The sequence below is a fragment of the Vibrio agarivorans genome (genome assembly GCF_030409635.1).
Taxonomy (GTDB): Bacteria; Pseudomonadota; Gammaproteobacteria; order Enterobacterales; family Vibrionaceae; genus Vibrio; species Vibrio agarivorans.
The window spans coordinates 1,095,159-1,107,674 of record NZ_JAUFQF010000001.1 but is presented as its reverse complement, the minus strand read 5'-3'; the positions used below and the strand labels follow the sequence as shown (position 1 = coordinate 1,107,674).

At 45.9% G+C, this 12,516-nt stretch carries 12 protein-coding genes; 10 read left to right on the top strand and 2 right to left on the bottom strand.

Going from position 1 to position 12,516, the window contains the following annotated elements:
* Positions 1-43 precede the first annotated feature (43 nt).
* Together QWZ05_RS04855 and cra are read right to left on the bottom strand one after the other, a co-directional pair.
* The gene (locus tag QWZ05_RS04855) at positions 44-805 is read right to left on the bottom strand and encodes a hypothetical protein (RefSeq protein WP_290296896.1); all 762 of its coding nucleotides are present in this window, start codon (positions 803-805) and stop codon (positions 44-46) included.
* 182 nt (positions 806-987) lie between these two features.
* Complete coding sequence (gene cra, locus QWZ05_RS04850; protein ID WP_264876695.1) at positions 988-1,968, bottom strand: catabolite repressor/activator; 981 nt, start codon at positions 1,966-1,968, stop codon at positions 988-990.
* Between the two features lie 323 nt (positions 1,969-2,291).
* Here cra and fruB point away from each other — a divergent pair, with 323 nt between their 5' ends.
* The 10 genes from fruB to ybgE all read left to right on the top strand — a co-directional run bounded on the left by fruB (position 2,292) and on the right by ybgE (position 12,387).
* Positions 2,292-3,428 (top strand): fused PTS fructose transporter subunit IIA/HPr protein, encoded by a 1,137-nt coding sequence (gene fruB / locus QWZ05_RS04845; RefSeq protein ID WP_290296894.1) that lies wholly within the window; start codon positions 2,292-2,294, stop codon positions 3,426-3,428.
* A gap of 4 nt (positions 3,429-3,432) precedes the next feature.
* A complete protein-coding gene (gene pfkB, locus QWZ05_RS04840; RefSeq protein WP_290296891.1) occupies positions 3,433-4,407 on the top strand; it encodes a 1-phosphofructokinase in 975 nt (324 codons plus the stop codon).
* A 33-nt stretch (positions 4,408-4,440) separates the two neighbouring features.
* Entirely contained in the window at positions 4,441-6,168 is a 1,728-nt protein-coding gene (gene fruA, locus QWZ05_RS04835; RefSeq protein ID WP_290296889.1) for a PTS fructose transporter subunit IIBC, read from the top strand.
* A 349-nt stretch (positions 6,169-6,517) separates the two neighbouring features.
* Positions 6,518-7,039, top strand: a complete 522-nt coding sequence (gene ruvC / locus QWZ05_RS04830) for a crossover junction endodeoxyribonuclease RuvC (protein ID WP_264876691.1) — start codon at positions 6,518-6,520, stop codon at positions 7,037-7,039.
* 115 nt (positions 7,040-7,154) lie between these two features.
* A complete protein-coding gene (gene ruvA / locus QWZ05_RS04825; RefSeq protein WP_290296887.1) occupies positions 7,155-7,769 on the top strand; it encodes a Holliday junction branch migration protein RuvA in 615 nt (204 codons plus the stop codon).
* A 13-nt stretch (positions 7,770-7,782) separates the two neighbouring features.
* Positions 7,783-8,787 (top strand): Holliday junction branch migration DNA helicase RuvB, encoded by a 1,005-nt coding sequence (ruvB, locus tag QWZ05_RS04820; protein WP_289963607.1) that lies wholly within the window; start codon positions 7,783-7,785, stop codon positions 8,785-8,787.
* Positions 8,788-9,227: 440 nt separating this feature from the next.
* Positions 9,228-10,820: a cytochrome ubiquinol oxidase subunit I gene (cydA, locus tag QWZ05_RS04815; RefSeq protein WP_289963606.1), complete on the top strand. Its 1,593-nt coding sequence runs from the start codon at positions 9,228-9,230 to the stop codon at positions 10,818-10,820.
* 15 nt (positions 10,821-10,835) lie between these two features.
* Positions 10,836-11,972 carry a cytochrome d ubiquinol oxidase subunit II gene (cydB, locus tag QWZ05_RS04810; RefSeq protein ID WP_289963605.1) on the top strand — a complete coding sequence of 379 codons (1,137 nt, stop codon included), beginning with the start codon at positions 10,836-10,838 and terminating at the stop codon, positions 11,970-11,972.
* A 12-nt stretch (positions 11,973-11,984) separates the two neighbouring features.
* Entirely contained in the window at positions 11,985-12,092 is a 108-nt protein-coding gene (cydX, locus tag QWZ05_RS04805) for a cytochrome bd-I oxidase subunit CydX (protein ID WP_000270284.1), read from the top strand.
* Entirely contained in the window at positions 12,085-12,387 is a 303-nt protein-coding gene (gene ybgE / locus QWZ05_RS04800; RefSeq protein WP_290296883.1) for a cyd operon protein YbgE, read from the top strand. The genes cydX and ybgE overlap by 8 nt, the downstream gene beginning before the upstream one ends.
* The last annotated feature ends 129 nt before the right edge of the window (positions 12,388-12,516 follow it).

Below are 12,516 nucleotides of genomic sequence, written 5' to 3'. Positions count from 1 at the left end.
TGATCTATCGTTGGGAAGCATAAATCCAAAAATATTCACAAGACTAAAAATAGAGTCCCAAGCCAATCAACAACCCATACGACGCTGTATCATAAGCAAAGTCATCCTCATTATCATAATCCACCCAAGTTGATTTATAGGCTAGGTTTAGATCAGACCAATCATTGAATCGATAACGGAAACCAGTTTGAATTGAGCTTGTGAGCCGAGTATCTTTCCCTAATCCAATATCGCCGCTTAGGTGGTAAACCCAATTATCAGTTAAGTCGGTAATCCAGCGAGCACCCACAACATAATCTACCCAATCTTCTTTGATGCTAGGAGATAGATTGATATTTCCATTCTGACCTGTAAGCCTTAAATCAATATCGTTATCCCACCAACGCACACCAAACATGTAGTCAACTGAACCGAAGTCGTATGAGTATCGCTTAAAACCTTTTGCCTCTAAAACACCTTGTCTAATATCAAGGTCAGCGGCAAGTAAACCAAGGTTTTTATCTGTAACCGAGGCTTTATCGCCACCCAGTTTCATAAAACTATAATCGAGATAGTAACCCCATTGATTGTGATAGATTCCTTCCAATCTCACCATTGCGGTCATCTCAAGGTGATCAAGTATGAAGTCAGGGTCAACATCCACATCAAGGCTTGCTGTGCCTACTTGTGTATCACCGCTAATATTCAACAGCAATCCATAAATCTCAAAGCTATGATGCCAACTTTTGACTGTTTGTTCCTGAGCAAAGCTCGTTGTAGGCAACGTTACTGCAGCAAGAGCAATAAGACAGGGGTTAATTTTCATTGTTAGCGTCCTTGATAGTCTGACCTAAACAGAGACTAGGTGAAGAAACGGGATTAACCAGTTTCGCTGTTCAAAATTGGCCGGTATGGAGGGAGTTGGATTGTTTTTGAATACAAAAATGAAAATGTCGAGGCGTTTCCACCTCGACACTTAATTATTGATGTTGAAGAACTAGATTGACATTAGCTTCTAATAATAATCTTCCTCGCGATCAACTCCACACCAGCTTCATAACGCTTCGCTGAAGCATTGAGTGCAAGCGCCATTGCGCTATCTGCGATCAGCTCAAATTGTTGTGGTAGCGAGTTAACTTTAAACGGTAAAAAGTCGAGAAGACGATTGTCACCAAAGGAGGCGAGCTTTACTTTGTCCATCAAACTAGGGTTCTCAAGCATTACGTCCAAAACACCTTCTAGTAGTGTATACGAAGTGGTAATAATGGCGTCCGGTACCTTGTCTTGAGAAATCCATTGATTGAAAATACGTTGTCCCTCCTCTCTAGAGAAGTGCTCACCATACCCAACTTGAACCTTAATCAGGTGCTTGTTACATACCGACTGACAACCCTGTTCACGCTCTTTTGAAATTCTTAACTCGGGTAGCGCTCCAATTAAGCCCACTTGCTCAATTTGGTTAGTGAGGATCGACGTTGTTAACTCATAAGCACTATCAAAATCTTCACTGACGACACAACTAAAATGCTCATCATCAAGAGGGCGGTCGAGGGCGATGATAGGTGTGCCAGATTGTTGTAGTGTAAGATAATAGTCACTTGCGTCAGGCATACTACTTGCGACAAAAAGCGCATCAATACGGCGGCTAATGAGTGCTTCAGCGACCTTTTTTTCAGTCTGAGGATCATCGTCAGAGCAACCAATCAATATCTGATAGCCCGCTTTACGAGAGTTTTGTTCTAATAGGTTAGCCAGACGTGCATAACTGGTGTTCTCTAAATCGGGGATGATCAAACCAAATGAACGCGAGTTCCCGGCGCGCAACGCAGAAGCCGCAGCATCTGGCCTGTAGTTATACTCTTCAACCACTGTCATTACTTTGCGTTGTGTCTTCTCGCTAATGCGATATTTCTGAGCTTTGCCATTAATCACATAACTTGCCGTCGTTTTTGATACGCCAGCCAGTTTTGCTATCTCATCTAGTGTCATTGATTAAGCCTTGTTGTGTGCGCAGGATCATAATTATCAGTATGCGATCCTCAGATAAGTTGAATTATAAGCTGAACCGATTCAGTATAAAAGCTGAAAGGATTCAGCAAAGATTGAAACTAGAGCTGGCTCACCTAAATAGGCATGTTGTCTAACAATGAGTCTATTTTAGTGCGAGGAGTTTTGCTGAACCCTTTGATTGGGGGTGAGAACCTTTTTATTTATCGTTTTGCTGAATCGATTTAGCTGTTCAGCAAAGCAAGAGAAAAGATAGTCATTACAATTGCTATCGACACAGACAAATAACTTATGTTGGAGAGCCCATGCTTAAGCTAAACAACAACGACATTACGCTTTCACAGGTAGCGCAAGACAAATTCGCTGCGATTAAGAGCATTGCCAAGTCCTTGTCCGACCGAGATTTGGTAGAGCAGGGGTACGTAGAAGGAATGCTAAACCGAGAAAACCAGAACTCGACATTCCTTGGTAATGGCATTGCGATTCCGCACGGTACAACGGACACGCGTGACATGGTGAAAACCACCGGTGTGGCTGTTCACCATTTTCCACAAGGGGTCGATTGGGGTGATGGCAACACGGTTTTTGTGGCGATAGGTATCGCGGCAAAATCAGATGAGCACCTAGGTATTCTCAAGCAGTTAACCAAAGTACTCAGCGCTGATGGTGTAGAGCAACGTCTGCGCAGTGCACAGAGCGCTGAAGAAATCATTTCACTGCTTCATGGTGATGTGCAACTTGAAGCGGAATTGGATGCAGCGCTAGTTCAGTTGCAGTTCCCTGCAAGTGACATGGTTCAAATGAGCGCCGTAGCTGGTGGTCTGTTGAAGAACTCTGGCTGCACTGAGAGTGAATTTGTGGCGGATCTTGTTACTAAAGCGCCAACGCATTTAGGCAAAGGCCTATGGCTAATAGGAAGTGATAAGCAAGTAATGCGTACAGGTGTCGCTTTTGTCTCTACCGCCAATGATTGCCAATATCAAGGCGAACAAGTTCGCGGTTTAATTGCCTTTGCAGCTTGCAATGCCGCGCATGAATCAGTGTTGAAAGCCCTGTCTAAGATTGTTTTCAATAATCAGCAAGAAGCTTTGCTTAGCGCAACAACAGACCAAGTTATCTCGATGCTCAAAGGTGAAGAGGTCGCAACAACGACTGAATCAGATAGCGATAACACAGCGACCTTTAGAATTAAAAATGCACACGGGTTGCATGCTCGCCCTGGCGCTATGCTCGTAGCTGAGGCGAAGAAATTTGATTCAACCATTCGTGTTGTAAACCTAGATGGGGATGGCAAAGCCGTGAATGCTAAGAGCCTAATGAAGGTGATTGCTTTGGGTGTTAAACATGGCCACAGCCTGCAGTTTACCGCAGAGGGTAATGATGCGCCTCAGGCTCTTGAATCGATCGGCAAAGCGATTGCATCAGGTTTAGGTGAGGGCTAAGTCGATGAACATTTCCCAAACGGCCAAAGTCGTAACCATCACCTTAAACCCTGCTTTGGACTTAACAGGCAGCATATCCGAGCTCAATCTTGGCACGGTCAACTTGGTGAACAACAGCAGTTTTCACGCTGCGGGCAAGGGCGTGAACGTGGCAAAAGTGCTCAGTGACTTGGGCGCAGACGTGACAGTTACCGGGTTTCTTGGCAAAGATAATCCAGAGTTGTTCCACCAGTTGTTTAATGACATCAAAGTCACGGATCGCTTTGTGGAAGTAGAAGGTGCTACGCGTATCAATGTCAAACTGGTGGAAGCACGCGGTGCGGTTAGTGACATAAACTTCCCGGGTGTCGAGGTTTCACAAGCGGATATAGAGCGCTTTGAAAGTACTTTGTTTGAGCTGGCTGAAACGCATGACTATTTCGTCTTGGCAGGCAGTCTTCCAAGAGGTGTGACTGCAGAACAGTGTGCCAATTGGATAGAAAAACTCCATCAACTGGGCAAGCGCGTGTTGTTTGATAGCAGCAAAGCGGCACTGAGTGCGGGTATTGAGTCCTCTCCATGGCTGATAAAACCGAATGATGAAGAGCTTAGTGACTTTGTTGGTCAACCTTTAGATACCGCTGAAAAGTGCCAGCAAGCGGCACAAGCCATTAGTCAAAAGGGCATTGAAAACATCGTTGTTTCAATGGGCTCTGAAGGTGTTATGTGGCTAAACGAAGGCCAATGGCTGCGCTCACAGCCCCCTAAAATGCAAGTTGTCAGCACAGTAGGTGCGGGCGACACCTTAGTGGCCGGTCTTTGCTGGGGCCACATGCAACAAATGCCTAAAAAGGATCTACTACGCTTCGCCACGGCGCTGTCTGCATTGGCAGTCAGTCAAGTCGGTGTGGGCTTAACCAGTCAAAAAGAGCTGGAATCAATTGAGCTGCAAACGAAAGTCAGCGAGCTTTCTCCAATAACAAACCCAGATAGCCTGTAATAGGCACGAACAAAGGAACAGAAGGTCATTATTATGAATATAGCCATTATTACAGCCTGTCCAAGTGGCGTAGCCAATAGCATTCTTGCTGCAGGTCTATTAGAACAAGCTTCAGCCAAATTGGGCTGGAATACGAAAATTGAATGCCAGTCGAGCGTTGTTGAAGCGACGTTGCTAACTGAGTCTGATATTGAGCAAGCTGATGCCATCATTATCGCGGCGAACACGCTTGTCGATACCTCGCGATTTGTCGGTAAGAAAGTTTACCAAGCAGAGATCAAATCAGTCGTATCGGATGCAGTCGGGTTTCTAGAGAAAGCTGTAAAACAAGCTCAAGAGCTTACATCAGCGGAAGTCGTTGTTGATGCAAGCGACTCAACTGGTGTGAAGAAAATCGTTGCGATTACCGCCTGTCCGACAGGTGTTGCTCACACCTTCATGGCAGCAGAAGCGCTTGAAGAGGAAGCTAAGCGTCGCGGTCATCAAATCAAAGTGGAAACGCGCGGATCTGTTGGGGCGAAGAACCAACTGACAGAGCAAGACATTTCGGAAGCAGACCTTGTGATCATCGCCGCCGACATCGAAGTGCCACTTGATCGTTTTGACGGTAAGAAGATGTACCGCACTAAAACAAGTCCAGCTCTAAAGAAAACGTCAGAAGAGATGGATAAAGCGTTTGAACAAGCGACAGATTATCAACATACAGGAGCAGCAAGTGCAGCGGCAACAGAAGAGAAAAAGGGTGTCTACAAACACCTAATGACAGGTGTATCACACATGCTGCCAGTGGTTGTCGCAGGTGGTTTGATTATCGCCTTGTCATTTGTCTTTGGTATCGAAGCCTTCCAAGAAGAAGGCACATTAGCGGCAGCGTTGATGGAGATAGGCGGTGGCTCGGCGTTCGCACTCATGATTCCGGTGTTGGCGGGTTATATCGCCTTCTCAATTGCTGATCGTCCTGGTCTAGCTCCAGGCTTAGTAGGCGGCATGCTTGCAAGCTCAACAGGTGCAGGCTTCTTAGGCGGTATTGCCGCGGGTTTCATTGCAGGTTATGCCTCTAAGCTTATCGCAGATAAAGTATCACTGCCTCAGTCAATGGAAGCGCTCAAGCCTATCTTGATCATTCCGTTTGTCGCAACGCTAATCACTGGTCTAGCCATGATCTATGTGGTCGGTGGCCCGGTTGCAGGCATTATGACGGCACTTACTGATTTCCTAAATAACATGGGCTCTGATAGTGCAGTCCTACTTGGTATCGTGCTTGGCGCAATGATGTGTTTCGACCTTGGTGGACCAGTCAACAAAGCAGCCTATGCGTTCGGTGTTGGTCTACTCGCTTCTCAAACTTATGGGCCGATGGCTGCGATCATGGCTGCAGGCATGGTACCAGCGCTGGGTATGGGTTTGGCGACTTTCATTGCGAAGAGCAAGTTTGAAGCCAGTGAGCGTGAAGCAGGGAAAGCGTCATTTGTATTGGGCCTTTGCTTTATCTCAGAAGGTGCGATTCCATTTGCCGCGAAAGATCCAATGCGTGTTATCCCAGCATGTATGGCGGGTGGCGCACTAACAGGTGCGCTATCCATGCTATTTGGTTCTCAGTTAATGGCGCCTCATGGTGGTCTGTTCGTATTGTTGATTCCAAATGCCATTACTCCTGTGTTGATGTACTTGGTTGCGATTGCAGCGGGTACTGCTGTGACTGGGTTTACTTATGCTCTGTTGAAAGGACGTTCAGAAGAGAAACAGTCTGTAACAGCTTAATAGAATAATTACCCCCAAGTTTTGCCCTCTGCTTTCGAGTTAGAGGGCTTTTTTGGTTTTGGGACACTAGGGGAATCATTTGAGTTTGGTGTTCGCTTTGGGTAGATCCTGAGACGAGCTCAGGATGACAGTGTGGATAGGATGATGGTGTGGATAGGTTTGCGGAGACAAAAATCGTCGTCATGTTGAACTAGTTTCAACATCTAGCCAGGGGAGTCACTAAAGCCCCAACTTACGCCAGAAAGCGCCTGATTATTCACCGCTTAAACCCTTCAAGATTCTCGCCTGTTCGAAGTCGTGTTACGCTTATAACTAACAACAACGCATCCACAAAGTAGCTCATAGCATTATGTCCATTATTCTCGGCATCGACCCAGGTTCACGTATTACCGGTTACGGTGTCATTCGACAGCAAGGTCGCCACCTGCAATATCTTGGGAGCGGTTGTATTCGTATGTCTGAAAAAGAGCTACCGGGGCGACTCAAACAGATTTACGCCGGTGTTAGTGAAATCATTACCCAGTTCCAGCCGGATGTGTTTGCCATAGAACAGGTGTTCATGTCGAAGAACGCAGACTCTGCGCTCAAGCTTGGTCAAGCGCGAGGTAGTGCCATTGTTGCTGCTGTGAATGCGGATCTCGAAGTGTACGAATATGCTGCTCGCCTAATCAAACAGGCCGTTGTTGGCACCGGTGGGGCAGACAAAGCCCAAGTTCAGCATATGGTGCAACACATGCTTAAACTCCCCTCTAAACCTCAAGCGGATGCTGCCGATGCATTAGGCGTCGCAATTTGTCATGCTAACACCAACAAAACGCTGGTAGCTCTAGCGGGTAAAGCCTCTTCTGCCCGTCGTGGACGCTATCGTTAATCCAGCGCACTCGAACTAGTCTAATCAAGTGCGTGTTTTCTGGCTCTTGTACTGGCTATCCATCCAGTTATTGATTATCATCAGCACAACTTTCGAATAAACACAGGAACACACCGTGATTGGACGTCTACGCGGAATGCTAATTGAAAAACTCCCACCTGAAGTACTGATTGAAGTTAATGGCATCGGTTATGAAGTACAAATGCCGATGAGCTGCTTCTATGAGCTGCCGAATGTGGGTGAAGAAGCGATTATCTATACACACTTTGTTGTCCGTGAAGATGCTCAACTGCTGTATGGTTTCAACACAGTAAAAGAGCGCGCTCTATTCCGTGAAGTGATCAAAGCTAATGGTGTTGGTCCTAAATTGGGCTTGGGTATTCTTTCAGGCATGACAGCGATGCAGTTTGTTGCTTGCGTTGAACGTGAAGACATTTCTACCTTAGTTAAGCTACCGGGTGTCGGTAAGAAAACGGCAGAACGTTTAGTTGTAGAAATGAAAGATCGCCTGAAAGGGTGGGGTGAGGGTGATCTATTTACGCCTCACACTGATGCCGCGCCAATGGACTCTGCCGCATCTAGCAGCCCAAATAACGAAGAAGAAGCGATCAGTGCATTACTTGCACTTGGCTACAAGCCGACCCAAGCTTCTAAAGTGGTATCACAAATTGCTAAAGATGGCATGTCGAGTGAAGACTTGATCCGTGAAGCCCTAAAGTCGATGGTATAAGTAGAGTTAATTCATGATAGAAGCCGATCGTTTAATTGCACCTGAGAGTCCTGTTTTCAAAGAAGAAGACGTGATTGATCGAGCAATACGACCAAAGAAACTGCAAGATTACCAAGGCCAAGACCATGTTCGTGGCCAAATGGAAATCTTTATAAAAGCCGCGCAGTTGCGCAATGAAGCGCTTGATCATCTATTGATCTTTGGTCCTCCGGGGTTAGGTAAAACCACGCTAGCCAATATTGTTGCCAATGAAATGGAAGTGAATATTCGCACCACATCTGGCCCAGTATTAGAAAAAGCCGGCGACCTTGCAGCGCTGCTGACCAACCTTGAAGAAAACGACGTGTTGTTTATCGATGAAATTCACCGCTTAAGCCCAATGGTGGAAGAGGTGCTCTATCCTGCAATGGAAGATTACCAGCTCGATATCATGATCGGTGAAGGACCAGCAGCACGTTCTATCAAGATTGACTTACCGCCATTTACTTTGATTGGTGCCACGACTCGTGCAGGCTCATTGACATCGCCTTTGCGTGACCGCTTTGGTATCACTCAACGCCTTGAGTACTACAAAATTCCAGATTTGCAGAACATTGTTCAGCGCAGTGCCGATTGCCTGGGTTTATCAATGGAAGCAGAGGGCGCTCTTGAAGTCGCTCGCCGAGCTCGTGGTACACCGCGTATCGCTAACCGCTTGCTTCGCCGTGTACGTGATTACGCGGAAGTAAAAGGCAATGGCCATATCTGCGCTGACGTTGCAGACAAGGCTTTGAATATGCTTGATGTTGATGCCCAGGGCTTTGACTACATGGATAGAAAGCTTCTACTGGCCATTATGGAGAAGTTCGGTGGTGGCCCAGTTGGCCTAGATAACATGGCAGCAGCGATTGGTGAAGAGAAAGACACCATCGAGGATGTATTGGAGCCTTACCTAATTCAGCAAGGCTACTTACAGCGCACACCACGTGGACGTATTGCGACCGATCGCGCTTATCTTCATTTCGGTATTGAAAAGTAACATTACAGTTAAAACGAAACGTGATCAGCTTCACGTTGTTACATCTTATCCTAGCCAGAAAGTAGTAACCGAACATTAGGGGTTGTTGCAATACTGTGTTAAACAGAACGCTCAACCCTTTATTGGTTATCACCTTATTAACATACCTTCAGTTCTACGTTTGATTTAAATCAAGTTGAACGTTTTTTGAACTACCTTATCCTGCAAACGTTGATCTCTATCAAAGCAGCTTTGCTGCATAAATCTTTTGAAACAAGACAGATTAATCAGTAATATTAGCGGCAGCTATATTAGTTATTGCTTAACAAAAATACAACTATTGCAATACATAGTGGCAACAATTGTTTTTAAGGATTGCAACATTGTCTTGTCGCTAGGTAATAGCTAATAAAATTTAGTGTTATAGAAAGTGCCTTTCAGCCGGCACAAAGGAGTAATCAATGTTCGATATCGACGTAGTTGATCTGTCGCGGTTGCAGTTTGCATTAACCGCGATGTATCACTTCCTGTTCGTACCATTGACTCTAGGTTTGGCGTTCCTACTCGCCATCATGGAGTCTTTGTACGTAATGACCGACAAGCAAATCTACAAGGACATGACCAAGTTCTGGGGTAAGCTTTTCGCGATCAACTTTGCCCTTGGCGTCGCCACGGGTCTGACCATGGAGTTCCAATTCGGTACTAACTGGTCCTATTATTCTCACTATGTTGGGGACATATTTGGTGCTCCGCTCGCCATTGAAGCCTTGGTGGCCTTCTTCCTTGAATCTACCTTTGTTGGTCTGTTCTTCTTTGGTTGGGATCGCCTGTCTAAACGCCAACACTTAGCAGTAACATGGTTAGTTGCTCTAGGTTCAAACTTCTCGGCGCTTTGGATTCTTGTGGCAAACGGCTGGATGCAAAACCCAGTTGGCGCAGAATTTAACTTTGAAACCATGCGTATGGAAATGATCAGCTTCTCTGAAGTTGTTCTTAACCCGGTTGCTCAAGTTAAGTTTGTTCACACTGTTGCTTCAGGCTACACAACGGGTGCAATGTTCGTTCTATCGATCAGTGCTTACTACCTACTTAAAGGTCGTGACATTGCGTTTGCACGTCGTTCATTTGCTATTGCAGCGTCTTTTGGTATGGCTGCAATCCTGTCTACAATCGTGCTTGGTGATGAATCAGGTTATGAGCTTGGTGACGTTCAGAAAGTGAAACTCGCGGCGATTGAGTCAGAGTGGCACACAGAACCAGCACCTGCTGCATTTACCGTTTTTGGTATTCCAAACCAAGAAACGATGGAAACCGACTACGCACTTAAGATCCCTTATGTTATGGGCATTATCGCGACTCGCTCACTAGACACTGAAGTGACTGGTCTGCGTGATCTACGCGATGAGCACTTAGATCGTATCCGCAACGGCATGTACGCTTATGAGTTACTAGAAAAACTGCGTGCGGGTGATAAATCTGAAGACAACATGGCGGCGTTTGATGAAGTGAAGCAAGATCTTGGTTACGGCCTATTGCTTAAGCGCTACACAGACAACGTGGTTGATGCGACAGAAGATCAAATCCAAGCGGCAGCGGATGACTCTATCCCAACAGTTTGGCCACTATTCTGGTCATTCCGTATCATGGTTGCATGTGGCGTTGTGATGCTATTCGTCTTCGGTGCGGCATTTGTTCAGACATGTCGTCAGAAAATCGAGCAGAAACCTTGGGTTCTTAAAGCAGCACTATGGAGCTTACCGCTACCATGGATTGCAGTAGAAGCAGGTTGGTTTGTTGCTGAATATGGTCGTCAACCATGGGCGGTAGGTGAAATCCTTCCTGTACATGTTGCTGCATCAGCACTGACCGTTGGTCAGCTATGGACATCATTGTTTGCGATTATCGCACTCTACACAGTGTTCCTAATCGCTGAAGTATACCTAATGCTTAAGTTCGCTCGTAAAGGCCCAAGCAGCCTGAAAACGGGACGCTACCACTTTGAACAGAACGGCACGTCTTCTGAAGACAAAATTGGCCGTCAAGTAGAAGCGTAATACAAGGAGAGAGTTATGTTTGATTACGAAGTATTGCGATTTATCTGGTGGGTACTGATTGGTGTCCTATTTGTTGGTTTCGCAATTACCGACGGTTTTGATATGGGCGTAGGTGCGCTAGTACCTTTCGTTGGCAAAACCGACAATGAGCGCCGAGTGATGATCAACTCGATCGCTCCACACTGGGATGGTAACCAAGTTTGGCTTATCACCGCAGGTGGTGCGTTGTTTGCGGCATGGCCTTTGGTTTACGCAACATCATTCTCAGGTTTCTACTTTGCGATGATCCTGACGCTAGCGGCGTTGTGGTTGCGTCCACTGGGCCTAGACTATCGCTCTAAAATCGATGATCCAAAATGGCGTGAAGCGTGTGACTGGGGCATCTTTGTTAGTGGTTTTGTTCCTCCGCTTATTTTTGGTGTGGCGTTTGGTAACTTGCTACAAGGTGTACCGTTCCAGCTAAGCGACTTCTTGATGCCGACGTACCATGGTTCATTCTTCGGTCTGCTTAACCCATTTGCTATCCTATGTGGTCTAGTAAGTGTGTTCATGATCGTGATGCAAGGTGCGACGTGGCTTCAAATGAAGACAACAGCAGACGTTCACAACCGTTCACGTAATGTAGCGCAGCTAACGGGTATCCTTACTGTTGTATGTTTCGTTCTAGCGGGTTTCTGGATTCAGTCTATCGAAGGTTACGTGATTGTTGGTGGCATCGACACTAACGCTGCATCAAACCCTCTGAACAAAGAAGTGATTCGTGAAGCGGGCGCTTGGATGAACAACTTCGAGAAATACCCATTGCTATGGCTAGCGCCAGCACTTGGTGTGTTCATGCCTCTATTGGCTGTTGTTGCTTCTCGATTTGAGAAGTGTGGCTTTGCATTCCTGACTTCAAGCTTAGGTATTGCCGGTATTATCTTAACGGCTGGTTTTGCGATGTTCCCATTCGTGATGCCTTCGAACATGATGCCAGGTCACAGCTTGACTATGTGGGATGCAACTTCAAGTGAATTGACGTTGAACCTAATGACAGCCGTTGCTGCTGTGATGGTTCCGGTTATCCTTGCTTACACATCTTGGTCTTACTACAAGATGTTTGGTCGCCTTGATGAGAAATTCATCGAGGAAAACAAAAATTCACTGTACTAAGGAGTCTGAACTATGTGGTATTTTGCATGGATTCTAGGTGTGTTGCTGGCTTGTGCGTTCGGTATTATTAACGCATTGTGGCTAGAGCACTCTGAAATGATGGACAAAGACAGTGAGTAATCTGAATCATCAGATTCAGTCTTTGCACCAACCAGTAGACAAGACTCTGTTTAGAGTCTTATCTTTGCTACTCGGTTTTATGCATGTTGCATTGTTGATGTGGGAGCCTCAACTCTATAGTGAAGCTATCGGTGGGTTTAACGCGATTATTGCGCCACTGATGATCCTCGCGCTGTGCAGCAGCATGGTATTTGGTATTGGTTTTAAGCCGCGTTTTTGGCTTTGGCAGCTGTTATTCAGCCCATACCTATCGTTATCTGTATTAGGCTATTTAACCATCGCTTACTTTGTCTAATAAGTAACCGAGTAACAAATTTAATTTAACAAAAAAGCGCCAACGGTCACGTTGGCGCTTTTTTTATGCAATATCAGTGCGATAAGTTGGTATTTCTTATCAAAAAATGACTTAAATGCTAAACACTCA

Coding starts and splice junctions, on each gene's coding strand:
- QWZ05_RS04855 (WP_290296896.1), bottom strand. CDS start 805: ATGAAAATTAACCCCTGTCTTATTGCTCTTGCTGCAGTAACGTTGCCT.
- cra (WP_264876695.1), bottom strand. CDS start 1,968: ATGACACTAGATGAGATAGCAAAACTGGCTGGCGTATCAAAAACGACG.
- fruB (WP_290296894.1), top strand. CDS start 2,292: ATGCTTAAGCTAAACAACAACGACATTACGCTTTCACAGGTAGCGCAA.
- pfkB (WP_290296891.1), top strand. CDS start 3,433: ATGAACATTTCCCAAACGGCCAAAGTCGTAACCATCACCTTAAACCCT.
- fruA (WP_290296889.1), top strand. CDS start 4,441: ATGAATATAGCCATTATTACAGCCTGTCCAAGTGGCGTAGCCAATAGC.
- ruvC (WP_264876691.1), top strand. CDS start 6,518: ATGTCCATTATTCTCGGCATCGACCCAGGTTCACGTATTACCGGTTAC.
- ruvB (WP_289963607.1), top strand. CDS start 7,783: ATGATAGAAGCCGATCGTTTAATTGCACCTGAGAGTCCTGTTTTCAAA.
- cydA (WP_289963606.1), top strand. CDS start 9,228: ATGTTCGATATCGACGTAGTTGATCTGTCGCGGTTGCAGTTTGCATTA.
- cydB (WP_289963605.1), top strand. CDS start 10,836: ATGTTTGATTACGAAGTATTGCGATTTATCTGGTGGGTACTGATTGGT.
- cydX (WP_000270284.1), top strand. CDS start 11,985: ATGTGGTATTTTGCATGGATTCTAGGTGTGTTGCTGGCTTGTGCGTTC.